Annotated in this window: 23 protein-coding genes and 1 pseudogene; 7 read left to right on the forward strand and 17 right to left on the reverse strand. The window is 64.8% G+C overall.

Annotated features, from left to right (window positions below):
• Window positions 1-81: 81 nt before the first annotated feature.
• The 8 genes from JWN03_RS43220 to JWN03_RS43255 all read right to left on the reverse strand — a co-directional run bounded on the left by JWN03_RS43220 (window position 82) and on the right by JWN03_RS43255 (window position 7,811).
• Window positions 82-1,305: an acyl-CoA dehydrogenase family protein gene (locus JWN03_RS43220; RefSeq protein WP_297628408.1), complete on the reverse strand. Its 1,224-nt coding sequence runs from the start codon at window positions 1,303-1,305 to the stop codon at window positions 82-84.
• A gap of 46 nt (window positions 1,306-1,351) precedes the next feature.
• Window positions 1,352-2,473, reverse strand: a complete 1,122-nt coding sequence (locus JWN03_RS43225) for an acyl-CoA dehydrogenase family protein (RefSeq protein ID WP_297628409.1) — start codon at window positions 2,471-2,473, stop codon at window positions 1,352-1,354.
• Window positions 2,470-3,663 carry an acyl-CoA dehydrogenase family protein gene (locus tag JWN03_RS43230; RefSeq protein WP_297628410.1) on the reverse strand — a complete coding sequence of 398 codons (1,194 nt, stop codon included), beginning with the start codon at window positions 3,661-3,663 and terminating at the stop codon, window positions 2,470-2,472. Before JWN03_RS43230 ends, JWN03_RS43225 begins: the two co-directional genes overlap by 4 nt.
• Window positions 3,660-4,700, reverse strand: a complete 1,041-nt coding sequence (locus JWN03_RS43235) for a phosphotransferase family protein (protein ID WP_297628411.1) — start codon at window positions 4,698-4,700, stop codon at window positions 3,660-3,662. Before JWN03_RS43235 ends, JWN03_RS43230 begins: the two co-directional genes overlap by 4 nt.
• The gene (locus tag JWN03_RS43240) at window positions 4,700-5,152 is read right to left on the reverse strand and encodes a MaoC family dehydratase (RefSeq protein WP_297628413.1); all 453 of its coding nucleotides are present in this window, start codon (window positions 5,150-5,152) and stop codon (window positions 4,700-4,702) included. Before JWN03_RS43240 ends, JWN03_RS43235 begins: the two co-directional genes overlap by 1 nt.
• 20 nt (window positions 5,153-5,172) lie before the next feature.
• Window positions 5,173-5,934, reverse strand: a complete 762-nt coding sequence (gene fabG, locus JWN03_RS43245; RefSeq protein ID WP_297628415.1) for a 3-oxoacyl-ACP reductase FabG — start codon at window positions 5,932-5,934, stop codon at window positions 5,173-5,175.
• A gap of 50 nt (window positions 5,935-5,984) precedes the next feature.
• Window positions 5,985-6,737, reverse strand: coding sequence for an SDR family oxidoreductase (locus tag JWN03_RS43250; protein WP_297628417.1), 753 nt, complete (start codon window positions 6,735-6,737; stop codon window positions 5,985-5,987).
• Between the two features lie 246 nt (window positions 6,738-6,983).
• Entirely contained in the window at window positions 6,984-7,811 is an 828-nt protein-coding gene (locus JWN03_RS43255) for an SDR family oxidoreductase (RefSeq protein ID WP_297628419.1), read from the reverse strand.
• 238 nt (window positions 7,812-8,049) lie between these two features.
• Here JWN03_RS43255 and JWN03_RS43260 point away from each other — a divergent pair, with 238 nt between their 5' ends.
• Window positions 8,050-8,982, forward strand: coding sequence for an alpha/beta fold hydrolase (locus JWN03_RS43260; protein WP_297628421.1), 933 nt, complete (start codon window positions 8,050-8,052; stop codon window positions 8,980-8,982).
• Here the strand turns inward: JWN03_RS43260 and JWN03_RS43265 are convergent, their stop codons facing one another.
• The 4 genes from JWN03_RS43265 to JWN03_RS43280 all read right to left on the reverse strand — a co-directional run bounded on the left by JWN03_RS43265 (window position 8,983) and on the right by JWN03_RS43280 (window position 12,213).
• Window positions 8,983-9,486, reverse strand: coding sequence for a thioesterase family protein (locus JWN03_RS43265; protein ID WP_297628423.1), 504 nt, complete (start codon window positions 9,484-9,486; stop codon window positions 8,983-8,985). It lies immediately after the preceding gene.
• A 38-nt stretch (window positions 9,487-9,524) separates the two neighbouring features.
• On the reverse strand, window positions 9,525-10,205 hold the full coding sequence (locus tag JWN03_RS43270; protein WP_297628425.1) for a TetR/AcrR family transcriptional regulator: 681 nt from the start codon (window positions 10,203-10,205) through the stop codon (window positions 9,525-9,527).
• A 50-nt stretch (window positions 10,206-10,255) separates the two neighbouring features.
• Window positions 10,256-11,032 (reverse strand): alpha/beta fold hydrolase, encoded by a 777-nt coding sequence (locus JWN03_RS43275; RefSeq protein ID WP_297628427.1) that lies wholly within the window; start codon window positions 11,030-11,032, stop codon window positions 10,256-10,258.
• 74 nt (window positions 11,033-11,106) lie between these two features.
• Entirely contained in the window at window positions 11,107-12,213 is a 1,107-nt protein-coding gene (locus tag JWN03_RS43280; RefSeq protein WP_297628429.1) for an NADH:flavin oxidoreductase, read from the reverse strand.
• A gap of 171 nt (window positions 12,214-12,384) precedes the next feature.
• Between JWN03_RS43280 and JWN03_RS43285 the strand changes: the two genes are divergently transcribed.
• Window positions 12,385-12,927, forward strand: a complete 543-nt coding sequence (locus JWN03_RS43285) for a hypothetical protein (RefSeq protein ID WP_297628430.1) — start codon at window positions 12,385-12,387, stop codon at window positions 12,925-12,927.
• Window positions 12,928-12,963: 36 nt separating this feature from the next.
• Window positions 12,964-13,287 carry a putative quinol monooxygenase gene (locus JWN03_RS43290; protein WP_297628432.1) on the forward strand — a complete coding sequence of 108 codons (324 nt, stop codon included), beginning with the start codon at window positions 12,964-12,966 and terminating at the stop codon, window positions 13,285-13,287.
• Between the two features lie 31 nt (window positions 13,288-13,318).
• On the opposite strand, the gene JWN03_RS43295 is transcribed toward JWN03_RS43290, so the two are convergent.
• A complete protein-coding gene (locus JWN03_RS43295) occupies window positions 13,319-14,800 on the reverse strand; it encodes a phospholipase D-like domain-containing protein (RefSeq protein WP_297628434.1) in 1,482 nt (493 codons plus the stop codon).
• A 161-nt stretch (window positions 14,801-14,961) separates the two neighbouring features.
• On the opposite strand from JWN03_RS43295, the gene JWN03_RS43300 reads away from it, so the two are divergent.
• Window positions 14,962-15,750, forward strand: a complete 789-nt coding sequence (locus JWN03_RS43300) for a maleylpyruvate isomerase family mycothiol-dependent enzyme (RefSeq protein ID WP_297628436.1) — start codon at window positions 14,962-14,964, stop codon at window positions 15,748-15,750.
• 152 nt (window positions 15,751-15,902) lie between these two features.
• On the opposite strand, the gene JWN03_RS43305 is transcribed toward JWN03_RS43300, so the two are convergent.
• The 3 genes from JWN03_RS43305 to JWN03_RS43315 all read right to left on the reverse strand — a co-directional run bounded on the left by JWN03_RS43305 (window position 15,903) and on the right by JWN03_RS43315 (window position 20,146).
• A complete protein-coding gene (locus JWN03_RS43305; protein ID WP_297628438.1) occupies window positions 15,903-17,498 on the reverse strand; it encodes an oleate hydratase in 1,596 nt (531 codons plus the stop codon).
• 175 nt (window positions 17,499-17,673) lie between these two features.
• Window positions 17,674-18,627, reverse strand: a complete 954-nt coding sequence (locus JWN03_RS43310; RefSeq protein ID WP_297628440.1) for an acyl-ACP desaturase — start codon at window positions 18,625-18,627, stop codon at window positions 17,674-17,676.
• Between the two features lie 142 nt (window positions 18,628-18,769).
• Window positions 18,770-20,146 carry an ABC1 kinase family protein gene (locus tag JWN03_RS43315; RefSeq protein WP_297628442.1) on the reverse strand — a complete coding sequence of 459 codons (1,377 nt, stop codon included), beginning with the start codon at window positions 20,144-20,146 and terminating at the stop codon, window positions 18,770-18,772.
• Between the two features lie 170 nt (window positions 20,147-20,316).
• On the opposite strand from JWN03_RS43315, the gene JWN03_RS43320 reads away from it, so the two are divergent.
• The gene (locus tag JWN03_RS43320) at window positions 20,317-20,958 is read left to right on the forward strand and encodes a TetR/AcrR family transcriptional regulator (protein ID WP_297628444.1); all 642 of its coding nucleotides are present in this window, start codon (window positions 20,317-20,319) and stop codon (window positions 20,956-20,958) included.
• Between the two features lie 184 nt (window positions 20,959-21,142).
• Here the strand turns inward: JWN03_RS43320 and JWN03_RS43325 are convergent, their stop codons facing one another.
• Window positions 21,143-22,300, reverse strand: coding sequence for an esterase/lipase family protein (locus tag JWN03_RS43325; protein ID WP_297628446.1), 1,158 nt, complete (start codon window positions 22,298-22,300; stop codon window positions 21,143-21,145).
• A gap of 418 nt (window positions 22,301-22,718) precedes the next feature.
• Between JWN03_RS43325 and JWN03_RS43330 the strand changes: the two genes are divergently transcribed.
• Both JWN03_RS43330 and JWN03_RS43335 read left to right on the forward strand, forming a co-directional pair.
• A complete protein-coding gene (locus JWN03_RS43330; protein ID WP_297628448.1) occupies window positions 22,719-23,225 on the forward strand; it encodes a YdcF family protein in 507 nt (168 codons plus the stop codon).
• Between the two features lie 140 nt (window positions 23,226-23,365).
• Window positions 23,366-23,624: pseudogene (locus tag JWN03_RS43335) on the forward strand (HNH endonuclease); the annotation flags it as partial.

The raw sequence follows: 23,624 nt of genomic DNA on the forward strand, positions 1-23,624 counted from the left end.
TCGGCCGTTCGGCCAGGCGTACCTGCTGGGTCTTCGTCATTCGCCACTCCTTCTCGAACGGGTCGAATTCATGTCCGTGCCTCAGGCTTTCCGGCCCCAGGAGGGATCCCGGCGGCGCAGTTCCCTATGCGCGATGGTCCGCTTGTGCACCTCGTCCGGTCCGTCGGCCAGTCGCAGCGTCCGTGCGTGCGCGTACATGCTGGCCAGCGGGAAGTCGTCGGACACACCGCCGCCACCGTGCACCTGGATGGCCCGGTCGATCACCTTCAGCGCCATCTCCGGCGCCGCGACCTTGATGGCGGCGATCTCGGTGCGCGCGTTCTTGTTTCCGACGGTGTCCATGAGATACGCGGCCTTCAAGGTCAGCAGCCGGACCATCTCGATCTCGATGCGGGACTCCGCGATCCAGTCTTGAATATTGGCCCGGTTGGCCACCGGCTCACCGAAGGTGGTGCGCGACTGCGCCCGATCGATCATCAGGTCCAGCGCCCGCTCGGCCATGCCGACGATCCGCATGCAGTGATGGATACGGCCGGGGCCCAGCCGTGCCTGGCTGATCATGAATCCGTCGCCCTCGGCGGCCAGCAGCGCGGTGCGCGGCACCCGGACATTCTCGAACACGACCTCCGCGTGACCTTCTCGATCCTGGTAGCCGAAGACCGGCAGGCCGCGCACGACGGTGACGCCGGGCGCGTCCAGCGGGACCACCATCATGCTCTGCTGCCGATACACCGGCGCGTCGAGGTCGGTCTTGCCCATCACGATGAGCACCTTGCAATTGCGATGCAGCGCATTGGAAGTCCACCATTTACGGCCGTTGAGCACGTAGTCGTCCCCGTCGCGGTCCATGCGCAACTGGATATTGGTGGCATCGGAACTCGCGACCGCGGGTTCGGTCATCGCGAAGGCGGACCGAATATCGCCGGCGAGCAGCGGCGCCAGCCACTCCCGCTTGTGCTCCTCGGTACCGAACAGCGTCAGCACCTCCATATTCCCGGTGTCGGGAGCGCTGCAGTTGGTGACTTCCGGCGCCAGATGCGCACTGCGGCCCATGATTTCGGCCAGCGGAGCGTATTCGGAATTGGTCAGGCCCGGACCCCACTCCGGATGCGGGTGGAACAGATTCCACAGCCCGCGCTTCCTGGCCTCGGTCTTGAGTTCCTCGACGATCGGCGGCTGGAAGTGCGGGTCGCCGGACTCCACCATCTGCGCTTCGTAGATCGATTCCGCGGGATAGACGTGCTCGTCCATGAAGGCGAGCAGATCGTCCCGGTATCGGAGGGCCTTGTCCGAGAGCTCGAACATCTCTACTCCTGATCGTCGTTTGTGGTGCGGCACATGCGATATGGCGTCATTGGTCGTCACTCCGCCGGCCGAGCGGCAGATCGATCAACCCGGCCAGCACGGACCGGTGGTAGGCGGGACTGCCCAGCCCGATCTGATCGGCCTTGGCCCGCTTCAGGTACAGGTGCACCGGATACTCCCAGGTCATGCCGATTCCGCCGTGCAGCTGAACGGCTTCCTCGGCGGCATGCACCGCGATGTCCCCGCAGTACGCCGCGGCGACGGCGGTGGCGATCGCCGCATCCGGATCACCCGCCGCGATCGCACCCGCGGCGTATCGAGCTGTCGCACGGGCGGATTCGAGCTCGACATACAGATCGGCGAGCCGATGCTTGAGCGCCTGGAACCCGCCGACCACACGCCCGAACTGCCGCCGCACCTTCACGTACGCCACGGTCGTGTCCAGGCACCAGGCCGCGACTCCGGCCTGTTCGGAAGCCAGCAGGGCCGCACCTATCGCCAAACCCCCGCGCAGTGCGGGCAATCCGGCTCCCGCCCCCACGACCACCCGGCCGGGAACGGAATCGACGGTGATATCGGCGAGAGGCCGAGTCATATCGAGGGAGACCACCGGAGCGGCGGTGACAGCGGAAGTCGCGAGGGCATGTACTTCGGTGCCCGTCGGCGTCTGCACCGCCGCGAGCAGCACATCCGCTTCGAGCGCCCCCGCCACGCTGGTGACCCGGCCGGACAACCGGCCATCCGCATCCTTTGTCAGAGTCGGGATCTGTTCGACCGTTGCCGCTGAGAACGGCGCGAGTAGAGCCGCAGTGCATTCACCGGTGGCGAGTTGGCCGACAAGTTCGGAGTCGCCCGCCAGCAGTATGGTCGCGGCGATCACGCTGCTGGTCAGGAATGGCACCGGAGCGGCGAACCGACCCAGTTCCTCCAGTACCACCGCGGCCTCGCGGGCAGAACCGCCTGCGCCGCCACGGTTTTCGGGGATCAGCAACCCTGCCAGACCTAGCTCGATGGTGATCGGTTTCCACAGCGCGCGCGTCAGCGACCGGTCCCCCGCGTAGGCCGCCAGTACGGCCGCGGGCTCGCACCGTTCGTTCAGCAGGCTCCGCACCGCCGCGCGCAGCGCCGTCTCGACATCGGTGTCGAGCAGTAGGATGTCCTCGCTCATCGGATGAGGTCCTTCCAGGCGATGTCCTTGTCCCCGCGTGCCTCGGACGGCAGCCCCAGCACCCGTTCGGCGACGATATTGCGCATGATCTCGGAGGTTCCTCCCTCGATCGAATTGCCTTTCGCGCGCAGGTAGCGGTAGCCCGCTTCCCGGCCCGCGAAGTCGACGCGATCGGGACGCACCATGGTCCAGTCGTCGTAGCGCAGCCCGTCCTCGCCGAGCAGCTCCACTTCGAATCCGCTGAGCTGCTGATTGATTCGCGCGAACGAGAGCTTCAGTGCCGAGGTCTCCGGCCCCGGCTGACCGCCCGCGACCCGCTGGCGCAGCCGCGTGCCTGCCAGCCGCGCGGCCTCGGCATCCACCCACAGCCGCAGCAGCCGGTCGTGCAGTTCCGGGGTGTGCTTGTCGGCGTTATTGCGCCAGGTCCGGGTCACCGCACCCAGCAACCCGCTCTCGCGGGGTACCGGACGCCCGCCGATGGATACGCGCTCATTGTTGAGGGTCGTATTGGCCACCCGCCAGCCTTCGCCCTCCTGACCGAGGCGGTTCGCATCGGGGATGCGCACATCGGTGAGGAAGACCTCGTTGAATTCGGCTTCACCGGTGATCTGGCGCAGGGGCCGGACATCCACGCCCGGATCGGTCATATCGCAGACGAAGTAGGACAGCCCCGCATGCTTCGAGCGATTCGGATCGGTGCGGGCCACCAGAATCGCCCGCTGCGCCTTGTGCGCGACCGAGGTCCAGACCTTCTGCCCGTTGACAATCCACTCGTCGCCGTCGCGCACCGCGCGGGTGCTCACCGCGGCCAGATCGGATCCGGCGCCTGGTTCGCTGAACAGCTGGCACCAGATCTCCTCCCCCGCCCACAGCGGCCGCAGATAGCGCAACCGTTGTTCGGGTGTGCCATAGGCGAGGATGGTCGGCGCGGCCATGCCGAGCCCGATGCCATTGAGCTCGGGATTATTGCCCGGCGCCCCGGCCTGCTCGAACAGGGCGTCGACAAAGGGTTGCAGTTCCCGGTCGACCCCCAGCCCGCCGACTCCCTCCGGGTAGTACACCCAGGCCAGGCCCGCATCGAAGCGGGCGCGGTGGAAAGTCACCGGATCGGTGGTGGCCGGATCGTTCTCGGCGAGCAGGGCGGCCACGCGGCGGCGCAGATCCTCCCGTACCGCTTCGGGATTCGTCATCTGTCGTTCTCCTCGAGGGCGGCAATTCCGGCACGCAGCAGCGGGTCCACCATGTCCCCCACATTGTCGAAACCGGAACCCACGGTCTGGCCGTGGATGTAGCGGTAATAGATGCCCTCGGCGATCACCGCGAGCTTGAACGATGCCAGCGCGACATAGAACCCGATGTGCGTCAGGTCGAGCCCGGCGACCCGGGCATACCGGTCGAGCATCTCGGATTCGGTCAGGAATCCCGGCGCCGCGGCCACATCGGTCACGCCGGGTATCCGGCGCGCGCCCATCCGCTGGTAGACGAGCAGCAGACCGATATCGGTGAGCGGGTCACCGAGGGTGGCCATCTCCCAATCGAGCACGGCCGCAACCTGATCCCGCGCATCGACGAGAATATTGTCGAGGCGGTAGTCGCCGTGGACGATCCGTGTCGCCGACTGCGGCGGTTGCTGTTCGGCGAGCAATCCGTGCAGTTCGATGGCGGCGGGCAGGTCCCGGGAGTAGGAGGCGTCGAGTTGTTTCTTCCAGCGCCGCACCTGGCGTTCCAGGAAGCCCTCCGGTCGCCCGAAGTCCCCGAGCCCGACCGCAATCGGGTCGACGGAGTGCAGGGCGGCGAGCGTGTCGATCAGATCGGCTGACACCGTAGCTGTCCGCACCGGACCCAGCGCCTCGAGCTCGGCCGCTGTGCGGTACGGCGTCCCGACGACAAGTTCCATCAAATAGAAAGGCGCACCGATGATTTCCGCGTCCGTGCACAGCGCGTAGGTGTCTGGCACCGGAACGTCGGTGCCGGTGAGGGCGCTGATCACCCGGTGTTCCCGGGACATGTCGTGCGCGGTGGCCAGCACGTGACCGAGCGGCGGCCGACGTAGCACGAACGATGTTGCACCATCGGTGATTTCATAGGTCAGATTGGATTTGCCACCGGCGATCAGGTGGCCGCTCAACTGCCCCTTCGCGAGGTCCGGCCGATGGACGGCCAACCACTCGACGAGCCGATCCAGATCGAGGCCCGGCAGCTCGCCGGGATCTTGTGTGTCACTCATCAGGGCACCAGGACCGCAACGCTCTCGGCCACGCAGGCCGGTTTGCTCACGCCCTCGATCTCGACGGTGACCTTGCTGACCGCCTGGTATCCCATGGTCGCCGGGGTGAGCGCGATCAACTCGATGCCCGCGCGCAGCCGGGATCCGACCGGAACCGGCGAGGGAAACCGAACCTTGTTGGCGCCGTAGTTGATTCCCATCGACAACCCCTCGACCGTGTAGATTTCACCGGCCAGCATCGGCAGCAGGGACAGGGTGAGGAACCCGTGGGCCACCGTCGTGCCGAACGGTCCGGTCGCGGCCCGCACCGGATCGACGTGGATCCACTGCCGATCCCCGGTCGCTTCCGCGAAACGATCGATCTGCTCCTGGGTGATGGTGTGCCACCCGCTGTAGCCGAGATGGGTGCCGACTGCCTTCTCCAACTCGCCCAGGCCATCGAATGTCTTCATCGTTTCGGGTCCTTCCCTATTCAGTTCTTCGGGCCGCCGGCCACGTAGATCACTTGGCCGGAGACGAACCCGGCGCCCTCGCTGACGAGGAACGAAATGGTGTGCGCGATATCCTCGGGCTGCCCGGCGCGTGCGACCGGAATCGTCGTTATCACAGCCTTTTTGAAGTCGTCGAACGGAACGCCCATCCGGGCGGCGGTGCCCGCGGTCATCTCGGTCTCGATGAAACCCGGAGCGACGGAGTTCGCGGTGACGCCGAACTTGCCCAGCTCCAGCGCCAGGGTCTTGGTGAAACCCTGCAGACCGGCCTTGGCCGCGGAGTAATTGACCTGGCCTCGATTACCGAGCGCGGAAGTGCTGGAGAGACTGACGATCCGTCCCCACTTCTGCTCGATCATGTGCCGCTGCACCGCGCGCGACATCAGGAACGAACCCCGCAGGTGCACGTTCATGACGGTGTCCCAGTCGTCGACGGACATCTTGAAAAGCAGATTGTCGCGCAGCACGCCCGCGTTATTGACCAGAACGGTCGGTGCGCCCAGTTCGGCGGCCACCCGATCCACAGCCCGGTCGACGGCCGCCTCATCGGATACGTCCGCACCGACGGCGAGCGCCCGGCCGCCGGCCTTCTCGATCTCGTCGACTACTGCGCCGCAAGCGGTTTCGTCGAGATCGAGTACGGCGACGGCCATCCCGTCGGTGGACAGCCGGCGTGCGACGGCCGCACCGATGCCGCGTGCCGCGCCGGTGATGATCGCGATTCGCTGTGGCTGATTGCTCATATGCGTCTACTCCTCGGAATGGTGGTCAGGGGGCCGGTATTCGGGTCAGGTCAGACGCCGCCGGTGAGCGTGACGCCACCGTCGACGATCACCAGCTGCCCGGTCATCCAGCTCGCGTCGTCGGAGAGCAGGAATGCCACCACGCCGCCGATGTCCTCGGGTACGCCCAGCCGCTTGAGCGGATAGTTCGCGGCGACCTCGTCTTCGTGCCCCTCGTAGAGCGCGGAGGCGAACTTGGTCTTGACCACGGCCGGCGCGACGGCATTGACCCGAATGCTCGGTCCGAGTTCGACCGCGAGCTCCTGGGTGATGTGGATCAGCATCGCCTTGCTGGAACCGTAGAACCCGATGCCGGGAGCCGGTTTGGTGCCCGCGACCGACGAGATGTTCACGACCGCACCGCCGTGCTCGTTCATCCACGCCTTGTAGATCTGCTGCACCCAGGACAGCGCGGCCAGGCAGTTCACTTCGACGATCTTGCGGGCCGCGTCCAGGTCCAGTTCGACCATCGGGCCGAAGACCGGGTTGATGCCGGTGTTGTTGACCAGCAGATCAGCACTGCCGAAGGTCGCGATCGCACGCTCGATGGTCTCCGCCTGATGCGCGGTGTCATCGGCCCGACCGGCGACGGCCAGCGCGCGGGTGGGACCGCCGAGGGTCGCGACCGCTTCGTCGAGCGCCTCCTTCTTGCGCGCGGTGATCACGACCTTCGCGCCCTCGTCCACCAGGCGCTGGGCGATACCCAGCCCGATGCCCCGGCTGGCGCCGGTGACGATCGCCGTCTTTCCTTCGAATCTGTTCACAGAGTGGTCCTTTCGGAGTTCGGGCGATCCGGGCCGGGCCGCCCCGCACCCGTCGCGCATCGTCGAGCCGACCCGCTCGGTGGCAACTTACTAAGCGCTTATTAACCCATGGCCACCATGCGTGACGCGGGCCGCGCAGGTCAAGAGAACCTGTTTCCAACTCTACTGTGACTCGCAACACATTAGCGTTGATGCGACGGCCCCACCAGGCATGACAGCCGGAATACCGAATCCGGATTCAGATTCTCAGGACTCGGCGACGTCATTCAGCAGCTGACGCTGATACCGCCGCATCCCGGACAGCCAGCGGTCGTAGTCGGCGCCCTTGTGCCGGTACATGTCGAGAACCTCCGGGTGCGGCAGGATGAGGAACCGCTCGTCGTCGAGTGCGGCCATGACCACCTCGGCAACCGCCTCCGGGGTCAGCACCGCGCCCGCCGAGGTCACCGCGCGGGTCGCGGCCTCGCCGATCGCATCGCCGGAGTTCTCGCCCGCGCGCAGCAGCTTGGTCTCGACGCCCATGGGGCACAGGCAGCTGACCCGGATGCCGCGGTCGCCGTAGGTCACCGACAGCCACTCCGCGAATCCGACGGCCGCGTGCTTGGTGACGGAGTATGCGGCCGAACCGATCTGCGTGAGCAGCCCGGCCGCGGACGCGGTGCTGATGAAATAGCCTTCGCCGCGGTCGAGCCAGCCCGGGACGAGCAGGCGCGCCGCGCGGACATGCGCCTGGAGGTTGACATCAATGGTGGTCACCCAGTCCTTGTCGTCGTCACCGAGCCCGACGGGCCCGGCGACGCCGGCATTGGCGAAATACAGGTCGACCGGGCCGAATTCCGACTCGGCGCGAGCGATCAGCGCCTCGATCTGCGCGGCGTCCGATACGTCGGCTCCCATCGCGACTGCCGCACCGGGATGGTCCTCGCCGATCGCCGCAACAACTCCCGCGGCGGCTTCGGCATCCAGGTCGGCGACCACGACCCTCGCCCCGTCGCGCACCAGCCGTGCCGCGAGCGCACCGCCTATTCCCCCACCGCCACCGGTGACCACCGCAATCTTTCCCGCGACCTGCACAGCATCTCCTTCCGAGTCGGAGACTCGAGTCCAACGCCGGATTCGAGTCGATAATCTCGCCTGTCTACTCGCCCCTATGACTGCATTTCAAGGCCCGGATCTTGGACCTTCACGCATAGCAACACTGAACACATTGCAGCACATATCTTTTCGTCCCATAGTTGAACTGGGCGTCACTTTTGCATACCGTGTGTCCCACCCCGGGACCGGCAGGGCAGCATGCGAGGTGGAGGACAACGTGACCGCACGAGATCTGCTCGAGGACTGGCAGCGGCTGGGCAGCCGTCAGGTGGCGACCAATGGCATCGAACTGCGGGTCGTCGAGCACGGTGACGGCCCTCCGGTAGTGTTCTGCCACGGGTTTCCCGAACTCGGATTCTCCTGGCGGCATCAGGTTTTCGCGCTCGCCGACGCGGGTTTTCGCACCCTGACCCCGGATATGCGCGGCTACGGCGGCAGCTCCCGGCCCGAGCGCGTCGAGGACTACGACCTGCTGACGGTGTGCGCGGATCTCATCGGACTGCTGGACGCCAACGGGCTCGAGGATGCGATCTTCGTCGGGCACGACTGGGGCGCATCGGTGGTCTGGCAGCTGGCCCGCGCCTATCCGGACCGGGTACGCGCGGTCGCCGGTCTGAGCGTTCCGGCCACTCCGCGCTCCGCCGCGCCGCCGGTCCCCATCCTGCGTTCCCGCCTCGGCGACGACTTCTACATGTGCTGGTTCCAGGAGCCGGGAGTCGCCGACCCCGTCCTCGCGTCGAACGTCCGCCGCACCCTGCTCCAGGACGAGGTGCTCAGCTCGCACACCTTCCTCGACACCGAAAAGCCCGAGCCACCGCTGCCCGAATGGCTCACCCCCGCCGAATTCGACTACTACGTCCAGACTTTCACCGCGACCGGATTCACCGGCGGCCTCAACTACTATCGCAATCTCGACCGTAGCTGGGAGCGGACCGCCCACCTCGCCGATGTGAAGATCTCGCAACCGTCGCTGTTCATCGCCGGTTCCACCGACCCCGTCATCCGCTTCACTCCCCTCGCGAAAATGCCTGCGGTGCTGACGGATCTGCGTGGCTCCGTCATCCTCGAGGGCGCGGGCCATTGGATTCAGCAGCAGCGGCCGACAGCGGTCAATGCCGCCCTCATCGACTTCGCCCGCGAGATCGGCTGATCAGACCGCCGGAGCCGTTCGCAATTCCAGCACACCGTATTCCGGGCCGATCCCGCATGCCGCGGCCGCCGCGATGCGCCCGTCGAGCAGTTCGGCGACGTCCTCCGGGAACGGCGCCGGGCGACGCGTTGCCAAATCGATGTTCACGGCCAGGAATTCGAACGAGTTCGCGACCTCACTCGTTGTCAGGTTGAGCAGGTACGACACTCCGTGCAGCACCTTGGCGGTCCGCCCGATGTGACCGATGTGCACCGAAACCTCGTGCCCGACAAGCACTTCACGCAGAAACTTGACGTGCTGTTCCTTCGCGAACGACCCGAACTTGCCCGTGTGCGAGCGGTATCCGAGGTCACGGTGTGTCTGCCACAGGCCTTCACCGTGCAGCCCGTAGTAGTGCATCACGTTCATATGCCCGTTCCCGTCCTCGAATTCCGGCGGGATGACCCTGCCGAACCCACGGGGCAGTTCGAGCACCTGGGTAAACGCTGGCAGAAACGCGACCATGAACGACCTCTCCTCGCCGGCGGCACCATTGCCACCGGTCAGCCGAGCCCGATTTCCGGGTCGGCTTCCGAGATCGAGGATAACTCGGGTTTCAGTTGCAGCCCGTTGATCCACAGCTGGGTCAGTGTGGTCACCAGCTTCTCGAACGAGATGCGCTGGTTCTGCACGAAAACCGTGTAGGCCATGCGGCTCACCATCGACGACAGCGCGTGCGCGGTGATCATGGGGTCGAGGTCGGCGGCGGCCTGACCGGATTCCTGAAGCTCACGGATCAGACGCGCATTGCGTTGCACGAAGGCCCGGCCGCGCTCGACACGCATGCGCCGGAAGTTGTCATCGACGTGCGCGACCTGCTCGAAGAGAGCCATCAAGCGGGCATTGCGCTTGTAGGACAGCAGATAATCGCGATTTGCGGCCTCGATGAGCGCCCGCACATCGGTGATCCCGCTGCGCGCACGCACATGCGGATGCAGCATCTCCTCCTGCACCTGCTCGACGAGTGCGGCGAAGACTTCTTCCTTATTGTCGAAATAGGTATAGAACGACCCGGACGCCATACCCGCGGTCTTCGAAATGTCCGCGATGCGCGCGTCCAGGTATCCGTCGCGTTCGAACACTTCCCGGGCCGCCGCAATCAGCGCGGTGCGTGTCCGCTCTCCCCGCCGGGTCCGCGGCGCGACTCTGCCGGGCTCGCGCTCGGCCGCAACGGATTCGGACACCAACCTACTCACTGCCTGTCGATCAGCGGACATTCCGGTTGGCTACCGTATCACCGCAGCGGAATCGCTCCTGTGCTCGCGAGAATCGTCTGGGCGACAAGCGCCGGATTGTCGATCATCGGCACATGCCCGACGCCGGGCAGGATCTCGAAGCGGGCCTGCGGTATTCGTTCGCGGGCGATCCGGCCGTTGACGTCCACGGGGAGGATGGCGTCCAGGGCCGACCAGGCGAGCGTTATCGGGCAGGGCAGCGGGTCCATCGGCGCTATCTGCTCGTGGGTGCCGAGCAGGTCATCGGCGACCACACACCCGAGCAGGTCCCGTGCGGCCTCGAGTGCCTGTGCCGGCAAGAGACGCTCGCCTCGGACGGCAATATCGCGCAGCGCCAGCCGCCGGACGATCGGTGAGCGCATTGCGAGAGGTTGCAGGCGGGGTGTCAGCCGGGTGAGGGTGATCATCCGGCGCAGTTTTTTCACACCCGCGGTCTGGCCGGCCGCGCCCGCCTCCCAGAAACCCGCCGGCGAGAGCGCGCACACACTCTGTGCGCGGCCTCGCCGGGCGAGTTCGACAGCCATCCAGCCGCCCAGCGAGTTCCCCGCGAGGTGAGCTCGCTCGAATCCGAGGTCGTCGAGCGTCCGTTCCGCGTCATCGATCAGATCGCTGACCGTGGCCGGGCGCCGGGTCGCCGGTACGCCGCCGCGATGCCCGAGTGCCGTCAGCGCGACCACATTGTGGTGAGCTGCGAGCAAAGGGGCTACGTCCTGCCACGCCTTCGCGGACATGGTGATGCCGTGCAGCAGGACGAGCGGGGGCTTATCGGGATTCACGAAGTGAGCTTCGCATGCCTCCCCGGCGAGGGAAAGAGTGTTCGCACACGACTTCCCGGCGCTCGATGCCAGACTTATCTGAAAGGCGTGATGTCTGAAAGTCGGCCGTCGTGCACCTTGTTCACCCATTCCGGGTCGGCCAGCAATGCTCGCCCCACTGCGACGATGTCGAACTCGCCACGTTCGAATTGCTCGTGCAGCACACGGAAGCGCTGGGCCTGGGTCTCGTCGATTCGATCGCCACGGAAGACGCTGTCCACCCCGACAGAACCGACGGTGATCACCGGCAGTCCGGTGATCTTCTTGGTCCAGCCCGCCAGGCTCAGATCGTCTGCGTGCTCGGTGAACTCGGGCAGCCAATGCCGCCGCTGCGAGGTGTGGAAGATATCGACACCGGCTTCGACCAGCGGTGTCAGCAACTCTTCGAGTTCGCCGGGAGTTTCGGCGATCCGGGCGTTGTAATCGGTGCCCTTCCACTGCGAATAGCGGAAGATGATCGTGAAATCGGGACCGACGGCCTCCCGGACTGCCGCTACCAGGCGAGCGGGGAAAGCGGCGCGCCGGCGCAACGTTCCACCGTATTCGTCCTGGCGATGATTGGTTGCGGCCCAAAAGAACTCATCGAGCAGGTACCCATGCGCCCCGTGCAGTTCGATGCCGTCGAAACCCAGCTGCTTCGCCAGGACAGCCGACTCCACATACGAGCCGACGAGCGTATCCAGATCACCGGAGGTCAACGCCTGTCCCACCGGCTGCCCGGTGTGATCCACACCGGACGGACTCACCGAGGGAACCTCCGGCTCGAACTCGGAGCTCTCCCCCCGCGTTACACCGGTATGCCAGAGCTGCGGCACGATCGCGGCGCCTTCGGCATGCACCGCCTCGACCACCGCCCGCCACCCGGCAGCACTGTCGTCGTCGTAGAACCGCGGCACCGCCGCAGCCGGACCGGCCGCCGGACCCCGGACATAGGTGCCCTCGGTAATGATCAGGCCCGCACCACCGGCGGCATGAGCACGGTAATACTCGACATTCTCCGCATTCGGAATACCGCCCGGCGACTGCATTCTCGTCATCGGAGCCATCGCGAACCTGTTCCGCAGCCGCAACGATCCCGCATGAAACTCGGTGAACAACTCATCGAGATGGATCGAAGGGTCCCCGACCGCTCCTTGTGACATGAGGCACATTTCCTTCCGGTTCGACAACCAAACTTCGAATTCCGGGGAAAACAACCACAAAGCCTCAGTCATTCCCGAGCCCGCGAGCCACTGACCTGCCGCCCGGCCGCGGCCTACAGCGACGATGTCGACGGCGCTGCCGACCGGCAACGAGTTCCCTAGGATCTCGATGTGAGCACTCTCCTTCCTGCCCTGATCGCCGTCGCTGGAACGCTTCTCGGCGCTTGGGTGACCTTCTTCTTTCAGCGATCGACCGCCGAAAGGGCGACCTCACAAGCGTTTGCCGAACGACTCAGGCAGGATCGACTCAACGCGTACAACGCATTTGCGGATGCCGCGATCGAGTACCGCGGTACGGAGTACGACCGGTGGTTCCAGCTCCGGGAGAACATCGACGCCGCTGCGCGCGCGGCGATACTGGCGGCAGCGCACTCCAAGCGGACGGTGGCCCGAAGCGCGCTGCTTCGCATCACCCTGCTGACAGATGACGTCCGATTGCGGGATCTCGGCCGCGAAATCATCGAGATGACTCGGTCGATCTCGCGTGCGGACGATCGGGAACAACGGGAGGAACGGGGCGATCAGGCCAAGGTCCTCCTCGACACATTCATCGAGCGTGCCGCGGCACAGGTCCAGTCACCGTCCACCCCGCGGCAACTGACAGGGAGTCGCTCCCCTTCAGCACAGGACCGCGAGCATGGCACCGCGGAGTAGCCTCGGACGCGGATGGATCACGCGAAAGGACGAAACGTGTCCAGCGACAATATGTTCAGTGTCTTCGGACGGATGACTGCGCTGCCTGGTCGGCGGGATGAGCTGATTGCCTTGCTCCTGAAGGGATTACGCGCCGGTGGCGAGGACAGCGGGCTGCTCGGCTACAGCATCAACGCAGCCTTCGACGACCCGGACACGATTTGGCTGACACAGCTGTGGATCGATAAGGATGCACACGACGCGACGACCCGTTCCGAGCCGGTCGTCGCGGCGACTCGCGAGGTCGGTCCACTTCTGGCTCGGCAACCCGAAGGCGGCTACGGCCACGCCGTCCATGTTCACGGTCCAACCGCTGGGTGAGGAGAAACCGCGCGCGGCCGCAAACCGGTCGTCAGCGCGATACCCCCGTGGCTTTCAGCCGACGGAGACCCCAGCTCAGTAATGTGCTGTCCCACAGGCTCGGTGGGGTGCGCTCGGGATCCATCAGGTCGTTCTCTGCCAGCGGGCTGTCCTCGTCCTCGACGGTCTCGGGCTCGAAACGCACCAGGGTCCGGCCACTGCCGCGCAGCGCCTCGACGGTGCGCAGGAGCGACGACGTCTCGGCGAGGGTGGCGTCGAACTTCGCGGGTTCGGCGCCGAGATGTTCGCAGATCAGCTGACGCCGGATACCTAGGATGGTTTCCCGCAGCAGGTCACCGTTCGCGGTGGCGGGGGTGACCTCCACGGCCAGATCACATTCGGTGTCGAATCCCATGGAACGGTTGTTCAGATTCGACGATCCCACCCGCAGTAGCCGATCGTCCATCACCAGCACCTTGGCGTGCACGTAGATCGGCGCACCGGCCGCGGTGACGGGATAGTAGACGCCGAGCCGGTTTTCGGTGTCGGCCTTCCACAACAGATGCAGTAGGCGGCGACGGGCCCCGTCCATCGCCTGTTGCTCGAGCCAGCCGTCGGCGTGACGCGGCAGCACCAGCACGATCTCCGGACCGTTCGGCTCGCGCAGCCGTGCGGCGATCGCCTCGGCGAGGTTGCGCGAGGCCAGGTATTGGCTCTCGATGTACAGCGATCGGGTGGCGCCCGCGATCGCCGCCAGATACAGCGCCTCGATCTCCCGGACTTCGGCGCGGTCGGCAAGCTCGGGCGAGGTCCGCGCGATGCCCACAGCTACGGAACGCATTGTCGGCGTGAGGCCTTCGGGCCACGGTATGTCCCCGGCGATCTCGTCGACCGCGTGCAATTGCTCTCCCGTGGCCGCTTTCCATCTGGCCCGGGCCAATTCGCCGATCGCCTTCGCCGCCTCGCCGTCGACGGCGGTGGTCGCATCGTGCCACGGTCCGTATCGGTTGCCGGTCGGCTCGGTTCGGTAGTGATTGTCGTCCCGGTGGTCGCTGGTGTCCCAGCGGTCGACGGTCATGTCGATGCCGCCGCAGAACGCGAGCGCGTCGTCGATCACCACGATCTTCTGATGATGTGCCGAGCCGATCGGGTGCGCGGCATCCATTTCGAAGTGCAACCGCCGATCGGTCATCCAGTTGACGACGAAGATCGGTGTCATGCCCCGGCCGATCGCCGCGAATGCGCCGATATTCCACTTCAGCAGGTAGATCTCGAGATCCGGTCGCTCCTTCGGCAGCCAAGACAGGAATTTGCCCAGCCGATCGGGCCCTTCGAGCGTCTTGTCCTGCGGTTCGAACTTGATCCGGGTATCGAAGTCCCACCCGATCAGCACGATGCGCTTGCGCGCCTGCAACATCGCGGACTTGGCATGGCGAAAATAGTCGGCCGCATCGACAATGCACGCCAGCCGATCGGCCTGTGCGATCTGCCAGCAGGTCTCGCCCGGGGTGAGAATTTGTCGCCCGTCGCTCATATGCAGTCAGCTCTCTCGTCCGGCCGGACACCCGTCCCCGCAGGTGAACAATTCACCCTACTGCGATCGCTGACCTCGGCTCCGATCGAACACTCTGACCTGCCACATTCGGTTGACGCTGTATCGTTCAGTGCGACACCACTTCTCAGCAGGGGATCATCATGGGCGACACACTCGGCGTCGCGCTGCACACGATGGCGCATCGCTTCGCGGAGTTGGCTTCGACCGCACCCGATCCGAATCTGCGGGTGCCCGCGACACCCGGCTGGTCGATCACCGACGTACTCGGTCATGTCGCATCGGAGCCGTCCCGCTATCGAGAACTCGCCCTCGGCGGCGGAACCTGGCCCGCCCTTGCCGCGGACCTACCGGCATTCAACGCCGAACAAATCGCCACCCTGCCGACCCGTAACCCTGACGAGTTGTCGGCGAAACTGCTCGCGGACACCGAATCGCTCATCACCACGATCGATAGCTTCAACGGCGAACCCAGAACCATGATGTTCGACGGCGGCCAAACCGTTCGCGCCGACCGCGCGCGTGGCACCCTGCTCGGCGAATTCGTCGTCCACGGCTTCGATATCGCCCGCGCGCTCGGCCGCCCATGGCCGATCGAACCGGCCCACGTTCCTTTGATCATGGACGGCCTGAACCAGGTCACCCCCGGCTGGGTCGACCCGAATCCAGCCGACAACCACACCGCCACGTACGAATACCGACTCCGCGGGTTCACCCGCTACGTCTATCGGTTCCAAGACGGACAGCTGACAGTCGACCCGGACATCGCCACTCGTATCGACGTCCACATCAGCGCCGACCCAGTCACAGCGCTGCTCCTCAACTACGGCCGCATCAGGCAATGGAAGCCCACACTCACCGGCCAGGTCCTCGCCTGGGGCCGCAAGCCCTGGCTCGCCACCACCTTCTCGCGCCGATTCCTCCCGGCCTGACACCCAGGTGCACACAACTCAGGAAGCCCGGCGTCCGAATTCCGTTCTCCTACAGGTGAAACGGCAGCGACCGGGCTCTGGTGGTGGCAACACGCCGGAAAAGCGCACCACCAGAGCCCGGTCGGCGTTACTTCACATCACCCTGCATGGGTTCAGCTGGTGGCCGAGGCGGGGGCTTTGTTGCCGCTGCGGTGCAGGGTTTCCAGTGCTTCGATCAGGACCTTCGGGTTGTGGCTGCCCTTGTAGACCGGCTGGGGGGCGGTGTCGAGGCCCAGCAGGGTGGCTACGGCGACCTGGGCGGTGCGCACGGAGTATTCGACGGTGAAGACGACGTCGTCGGGGACTTCGGCGTACTGGCCGATGAAGGCGAGGTTGGTCGAACCCGCCGGGACCACGTCGGGTCGGTCACCATGGGAGCGGACCAGGAACTGGCTGGTGATGTACGGCATGAGTGCCGGGATCACGATCGAGTTCTTCAGGATCTGGTCACGGTTGTCGATCTTCAAGTGTGACAGGGCTTCCTGCAGGATCTCGCTGCCGGTACAGGCGGACATGGGCTTTTTCACGTGGTTACCGGGCTTGTCCGGGAACAGGGCGTAACCCCACCAGACGAAGGTGTCCGAGGGCTGCTCCCGGAAGTGCGGCTGGTGGTTCAGGACGACCGTCATCAGCCAGTTGGAGTCCTTGAACGTGATCAGGCCGCCCTTGCCCGCTTCACTGCCGCTGAACTTCTGCATCTCGGTGAAGAAGGTCGGGTCCTTGGTGGTCACGGTGAACGATTCCCAGGTGGAATCCTTGATCGAGGTATCGAATACCTCGGGCTTTCCGAGACCGGGGCGTTTCGCGGCCAGCGTCCGCCACAGCTTCCAGGCGCCGGACGAACCTGAGGTGTCCAAGACCGCGGCGGTGTCGGTGGAGCCCAGCGTGGAGTCCGCGGTCATGGATCCGTTGGTGATCATGACCAGGTCGCGCGCGCCGACCGGAATCTCCTCGGTCTTTCCGCCGCTGGTCACGGTGAGCGCCTCGGCGGTGAGTGCTTTACCGCCGGCCAGGCGCACATCGGTGACGCTGGTGCCGAGGCGAATGGTGACACCCTGGTCGGTGAGCCATTTCAGCATCGGCCGCACGATCGAATCGAACTGGTTGTACTTGGTCCGGTAGATACCGGACATGGAGTCGAAGGTCTTGAACAGGTGCACAAAACGATTGAGGTAGCGGCGGAATTCGATCGCCGAATGCCAGGGCTCGAATGCGAAGGTCGTGCACCACATCCACCAGAAATTGGTGGTGAAGAATTCCGGGCTGAAACAGTCGGTGATGCGTTTGCCGTCGAGCATCTGCTCGGGGGTGGCGACACATTTGACCAGCTCCAGCCGGTCACGCTCGCTGAAGCCCATCGAGTGCGCGTCGATCGGCTCGCCGGCGGCATCGATGAGCCGGGCGTGATCGTCCCACGCGAAGTCCTTGTGGAAGGCGAAGGTGTCGTCGGTGACCGACACGGCGGGGTTGTCCAGCGAGGGAATCGAGCGCAGCAGGTTGTAGGTGCAGTCGAAATGGATCTCGAACATGCGGCCACCACGCATGGTGTAACCGGTCTCCGGAGAACCCGCCGCGTCCAGGCTGCCGCCCTCACGACCCTGTTCTTCCAGAATGACGATGTCGGAACCGGCGAATCCGCCGTCACGAATCAAGAATGCCGCCGCCGAAAGTGATGCGATTCCGCTTCCTACCAGATACGCCTTCGCCATGATCAACCTCTTTCAGGATACTTATCACTGACAGGGTGTTCTCTATGTGCGGTGCGCCGGGGAGCCCGGCATTCGCGACTCTAGCAGGCGGCACTTTGCGCATCCCGTTCGGTTCAACCGCCCTTCTCCATACAGCTGGACGTCCGCTATTTGCCCATGGCGCAGGAGGGCGAGACTATTCGGCGGGCGAGAGCCTTCGGGCGGATTCGCGGGCAAGGGCACGATCGCGCTGTTCGGTGAAACGGGCGGCCTTGGTTTGCAGGTGCTCGAGGTAGGCGTGGAGTTCGTCGCGGGCGCGTTCGCCTTCGCCGGAAAGGTCGGTGCGGTCGAAGACGTTCCAGGAGCGCAGTACTGGGTGGAGGACGGCATCTAGGTGCTGGGGAAGGTCGTAGATGCCGTGTTTGGCCAGCAGGACCGCATTGCGGCGGAAATTCGGCTGGGTCAGACCTGGCATTTGGAATTGGGTCACCACGTCGGTGATGGCGCGAAGCATCCGGTCGGGCGTGAGATCCAGTGCCGCGGAGCTGATTCCGCGGTAGAAGATCATGTGCAGGTTCTCGTCGGCGGCGATGCGGGTGAGCATGCGTTCGGCTATCGGTTCGCCGCAGGCTGTTCCGGTATTGCGGTGGCTGATTCGGGTCGCGAGTTCCTGCAGTGTCACGTAGGCGAGGCTGTGCAGGAATTTCGGGCCCTGCTGCGGGCTGGCGATGCCCGCGGTCATGTGGGCCATGCGCGCTTGTTCGAGGGCGACCGGGTCGACCGCGCGAGTGACGACCAGGTAGTCGCGCAGCACGATAGCGTGGCGGTTCTCCTCGGCGGTCCAACGGCCCACCCAGGTACCCCAGGCGCCGTCCACACCGAGATTCTCGGCAATCTCGCGGTGATAGGAGGGCAGATTGTCCTCGGTCAGCAGATTGGTCACCATGGCGACTCGAGCGAGCTCGGACAGGTTCGATTGTCCTGGCTCCCAGTCGATTCCGCCGAGTTCGGCAAAGTTGCGCCCGTCGTCCCAGGGCACATAGTCGTGCGGGTTCCAGGCCTTTGCCGTCTGCAGGTGGTCATCGAGGAGTCGTTCGGCGACCGGACTCAATTCGCGCAGTAGGTCGCCGTCGGTCGGTGCAGTGGTCAATTCGTGCTCCTCGGTGATCCGAATTCAGCCGGCAATGACGGGATCAGGCTAGGAGCCGGCGGCGTCGAATTCCGGATTAGACCAGAATCTTCGGATACTTCACATAATCGACTGCGCTCGAACGTGATCCGGGACCATCGCGTCATGCGTGGTGCGCGGCCCGCCATTCTGCCGTCGCCAGCCCGATTTCGGTCGTTGGAGGCTCGTCGTAGAGCCACTCGCGTGCGATCCGATGCCAATTGCCGGTCGTCCTCAACTGACCGAGCGCAGCGAAGGTGAACAGATCCGCCCGCCGCGAGAAGACGTGCTCGGGCGGCAGCAGTTGCTTACGCATACCCCGGAATTCGACGGATCTGGGGTTGACAGCGAGGATCACCGCGCCGGTGGCGAGTTCGGGGGTGATGGTGATCTCCTCGTCGAGCAGATGCCAACCTGCTGCGGCCCAGACGTATTCGAGGCATTCCTGTGGCGTGACGCCCGCGGCCGGATCGATGATGCGGCGCCCCACCCACTGTTCGTACAGGTCGACAGCCCGGTGTTCACCCGCCGCCCGCAATGCCGTGCGCTCGAAATCAACGTGCTCCCGATCCATTCGGCTGTAGAGCCCGAAATCCACGAATCCGATGCGGCCGCTCGCATCCAGCAGAATATTACCGGGATGCGGATCACCACAGAACTCGTAGTCGGTGAACAGCGAGCAGATGTAGAAGCGGTAGATCAGCTCGCCGATCCGATCACGATCGGCGTCGGGCAGGGCCTGGATCCGGTCGAAGGACGCCGCCTCGAGAAATTCCGTCACGAGAACGTGTGGCGCACAATACTCTTCGATGCTGTCGGGTACGACGATGAAGGGATGACCGCGGTAGCGCAACGCCACTCGATGCTGGGTCCGAGCCTCGCACGGGTAATCGAGTTCGCCACTGATATTGCGGGCGATCTCGTCCAGTACGCCGGCATCGGCCGCGCTGGGCAGCGCGGACTTCCAGAGCTTGCTGAAGAATTCCAGATTGCGCAGGTCCGCCTGCACGGCCTCGTCCACCCGGGGGTACTTCACCTTCACCGCGACCGCCCGCCCGTCGTGCAATCTCGCCCGATAGACCTGGCCGATCGAGGCGGCAGCGATCGGCGTCTCGTCGAATTCGGCGAAGACTCGCGACAAGGGCCCGAGATCGTCCTCGATGACCTTCCGCATTGCGGTGAAGGAAACCACGGGTGCACGATCGCGTAGTTCGGCGAGCTTGCTGCGGAACAATTCCCGATGCGATTCCGGAACCAGGTCGACGTCGAGCACCGACAGCATCTGCCCCAGTTTCATCGCGGCGCCCTTCATACCGCCCAGCACGGTGACCAATTGCTGTGCGGCCTGCAGGGACGATCGTTCGGCGAGAATCCGGCGGGCTTCCTCGGGCTTTCCGATCATCGACAATCGGGTCCCGACCCCGCGCACGGCCTGCCCTGCGGCCAGCCGGCCCAGCTGACTTCCGCGTGTCAGTCGGCCCTTGGGCACCCGATCGGCCATCTGCGCACCTCCGCAGGCCCACGCGCATCGGCCGCACGCCGCGATCAGCGCCCGTGCCGTGCCACGTCGGCCATAAATTGCTGTGGCGCAATAACTTACATCCTATTAGCGATCTTCGACAGCCTAAGATGAGCAAAGCTCAATTCTCACGATACGACAGGGAGTCCGGGATGCCGCCGAAAGCACGACAGCGTCGTCGTCCGACCCAGGAGCGTTCGAGGGCCACCAGAGAACACATTCTGGACACCGCGGCGCGGTTGTTCGGTGAGCGCGGAATCGCCGATACCTCGACGAACCGGATCGCGGCGGAAGCCGACGTGAGCATCGGCACGGTCTATCGGTATTTCTCCGATCGCAGCGTGATGGTGGACGAACTGCTCGCGCGACTGCTCGACCAGCTCGAGCGGCGCTTCACACAATGGTTGTCCGGTCTTTCACAGCAATCGAATCCGCAACAGCCGCTTTCGACAACACGGGTGATCACCGAGGTCTTGGAGGTATTCGCCGAAGAACTGGTCGTCAACGCGAAATTGGTACGCGCGCTGGTTGCGGGAGTGCAGTTCTACAACAGTGGTCTCCCGGAGTTCGAGACACGCCTGCATCTGCTGATGAAGGTGCTGTTGATTCAGATCCTCGGTCCGGGTAACGATCACCAATACGACGTGATGACATTCGTTCTGGTCAATACCGGCTTCGCGGGGGTACTACGCGCATCGGCGCTGGAGGTCGGCAGTCGCGAACGCCAGGAGATTGTCGCCATGACCGCGCAGATGATGGGCACCTGGATCGAGTCCGAGACCGGCCGGCGTTAGGGCGGACAGGCGCATGCCCACCGGGTTCAGGGCAGATCCCGGTGGGCGCGCCCGCAGGCTGTGGACCCCGATACGTGTCACCGAAACGGGGTCCTGACGCACTTGAGCAGGTGCGCACCTGCGGGGTAGTACCGGGCGACATCGGGAGTCGGACGACGTCGGCGCCGGTACAGCTTGTGATCGGCTAGAGCGAGCCGGCGCCCCCGATGACCCAGGGGTTGAAGGTGCACTGCAGATCCGGGTGTTGCGCCGGGTCCAGTGCCCGCAGCGCGATCGACAGCGCGCGTGGTGAATACATGATCGTCAGGTGATCGGACACGTCTTGTTCGCAGCCGTCCTGCAGCAGGATGTTATCGACGTGCGCACCCGGACCGGCCTTGAGGAAGGTCAGATCGTAAGGGTTGGTGACCTCGTCGTAGCGGGTACCGACGACGGTGTAATCGATGCCGGGCACGGTGTCACCATTGGCATTGAGCTGGTTCACGAAATCCGAGCCGATGGTCTGCTGAATCCCCGCATGGCCCACGAACAGCTCGACGAAACCGAGCACATCGATCCCGAAGTTGTTGACCGCCCGGCCCAATGCGCCGATGCCGTCGAGCGAAGTGCCGTGATTGGTGGCGCCGTAGGTGATCATGTGCTGCACCTTCGGGCCGCCGCCCTCGAACTTGGTGTACCAGCCGGCCATCGGGCCGCCCTGGGAGTGCGCCACGATATCGACCTTCGGCGCACCGGTGGCCGCCAGCACCCGATCCACGAAGGTGGCCAACTGCTTTGCCGAATCCTGGATGTACCCGGTGCCCATAATGCCCGGCAGCACCGACCCGAGTCCGCCACCCTGGGCGATATTGGATCGGCCGTAATTGAAGGTGAAGGTGCAGAATCCGGCGTCGGTGATCGGCTTGCTCATATACGCGAAACCGTTGTAGGCGTTCATCCAGGTGCCGTGCACCAGCACCACCGGACGCGGATGTTCGGCGCTGGGTTTGCAATTCCAGTCGTTGGTTTCCGGCGGTGAGGCATCGGGATTGGCCAGGCCGTACCCGAACGCCGCCGTCCATGACGTCATGGTTGGCCCGTAACCCTGTGTGTCGGAGGAGTATCCGCCCGACAGCCCGGAGCTGGAGCCGGACCCGCCGAAGCAGTCGCCGGACCCGTTGCCCGATCCCGCGCCACTACCGGAGGTGCATGCCGACCCGGTGCCGACGCCGGCGACCGGTCCCGGTTGTTTCAGTCCTGCCGCGATGTAGTCACCCAGCTGCTGTTCGGTCGGCGCCGCATCGGGTGCGGCATCGGCGCTCGTTCCGCCGAATCCGACTGCCAGCAGCGAGACCCCCGTCATGACCGCTGCTCGTATTGCCCTTGGGCAGGTACTTCGTTTCATTTCGTGCCTTCCTGCAGCCCGACGTACGTTCGAGTTCCGCTGCCGTGTGGGAGTTTCGGCACCGAATCCGCGCTTACGCTAAGCACGGCGACAGGCGGTTAGAAGGCACTGCGCCGGGCTTCGGAGATCTCACCAAACCGATACGCACAATCCATGAAGTGCGACAAAGCGATTCGCCCGGAACGGCGTCACAAATCCGCACCGCCGTCACAGTGATATTTCTGGATATGGGAACGAATTCCGCACGCGCGCTTTTCGCTGACGAATCATCGACCACACCGGTTCTCCTTCCGGCCTCATTCCGCGTGAAACTTCTGGAGTTCCCGTGCGCGACTTTCCATTTCCTCGTCTTATCCCCCGTTTCCGAAAAGCCGCCGTGACCGCTGTACTCGCACTCGGCGTCATCCTGGGCGGCGCACCAGCCGCCCTCGCCGACCCACCGATCCCACACGGCCCCGAAACCGCGATCGTCATCCTCGGTTTCGGTCTACTGCCCGACGGCAGCATGCGCCCAGAACTCATCGACCGACTGCGCGCCGGCTATGTCGAAGCCTTCGTATCCGCCGCCTCCCCGGTCATCGTCACCGGCGGCAACCCCCAGGCCGGTGTCACCGAAGCCCGAGCCATGGCCGATTGGCTTATCGCCAACGGCCTTCCCGCCCAGCGCATCCACCTCGAGCCGGCCGCCCGCTCCACCATCGAGAACGCCGAATTCTCAGCCCAGGTCATGGAAGCGATCGGCACCCGAGACGCCGTCCTGATCACCTCGGCCTACCACATGCCCAGAGCCCTAGCCTCTTTCACCGCCGCAGGCATATCGGTCACCGGCACCTACTCCCCCGATGAGCTGTGGAACCTGCTCGTCTTCGGCCCGAAGCTCTAGACGAGCAAGAGCAGACAAAAGACGCCTGGATAAGAAGAAGCGGAACAAGAACAAAAGATAAATCCCGAAGATTCTGAATAGCGTTATATCACAACACAATTCGCCTTTCCGGGTCGGTTTACCGGGAGTAGAATAAAGGCATGGAATCACGGGGAGAAACCGCAATCGCGACGAGTGCAGCCGCACTCGTCGCTGCGGTCGACACCCTCGCTGCTGTGTCGTTGATTCCGGTGTCGGACACCGACATCGTGGAGTTGATGCAGCAGATCGAGACCAGTACCCGCCGGTTGGCGTCGGTGACCCAGGACCTGATCGTGCAAGCCTGCGCCCGGTCCCTGCCCGCCCGTAACGGTTCCGCCAGCCCCGCCCTGTACCTGCAAGCAGTCCTGCACATCTCCC

The sequence above is a fragment of the Nocardia sp. genome (assembly GCF_025465275.1).
GTDB lineage: Bacteria > Actinomycetota > Actinomycetes > Mycobacteriales > Mycobacteriaceae > Nocardia.

Excerpts from the sequence above, each read along its gene's own strand:
- JWN03_RS43220 (WP_297628408.1), bottom strand. The coding sequence starts at position 1,305 with ATGTTCGAGCTCTCGGACAAGGCCCTCCGATACCGGGACGATCTGCTC.
- JWN03_RS43225 (WP_297628409.1), bottom strand. The coding sequence starts at position 2,473 with ATGAGCGAGGACATCCTACTGCTCGACACCGATGTCGAGACGGCGCTG.
- JWN03_RS43230 (WP_297628410.1), bottom strand. The coding sequence starts at position 3,663 with ATGACGAATCCCGAAGCGGTACGGGAGGATCTGCGCCGCCGCGTGGCC.
- JWN03_RS43235 (WP_297628411.1), bottom strand. The coding sequence starts at position 4,700 with ATGAGTGACACACAAGATCCCGGCGAGCTGCCGGGCCTCGATCTGGAT.
- JWN03_RS43240 (WP_297628413.1), bottom strand. The coding sequence starts at position 5,152 with ATGAAGACATTCGATGGCCTGGGCGAGTTGGAGAAGGCAGTCGGCACC.
- fabG (WP_297628415.1), bottom strand. The coding sequence starts at position 5,934 with ATGAGCAATCAGCCACAGCGAATCGCGATCATCACCGGCGCGGCACGC.
- JWN03_RS43265 (WP_297628423.1), bottom strand. The coding sequence starts at position 9,486 with ATGGTCGCGTTTCTGCCAGCGTTTACCCAGGTGCTCGAACTGCCCCGT.
- JWN03_RS43280 (WP_297628429.1), bottom strand. The coding sequence starts at position 12,213 with ATGTCACAAGGAGCGGTCGGGGACCCTTCGATCCATCTCGATGAGTTG.
- JWN03_RS43295 (WP_297628434.1), bottom strand. The coding sequence starts at position 14,800 with ATGAGCGACGGGCGACAAATTCTCACCCCGGGCGAGACCTGCTGGCAG.
- JWN03_RS43300 (WP_297628436.1), top strand. The coding sequence starts at position 14,962 with ATGGGCGACACACTCGGCGTCGCGCTGCACACGATGGCGCATCGCTTC.
- JWN03_RS43305 (WP_297628438.1), bottom strand. The coding sequence starts at position 17,498 with ATGGCGAAGGCGTATCTGGTAGGAAGCGGAATCGCATCACTTTCGGCG.
- JWN03_RS43315 (WP_297628442.1), bottom strand. The coding sequence starts at position 20,146 with ATGGCCGATCGGGTGCCCAAGGGCCGACTGACACGCGGAAGTCAGCTG.
- JWN03_RS43320 (WP_297628444.1), top strand. The coding sequence starts at position 20,317 with ATGCCGCCGAAAGCACGACAGCGTCGTCGTCCGACCCAGGAGCGTTCG.
- JWN03_RS43325 (WP_297628446.1), bottom strand. The coding sequence starts at position 22,300 with ATGACGGGGGTCTCGCTGCTGGCAGTCGGATTCGGCGGAACGAGCGCC.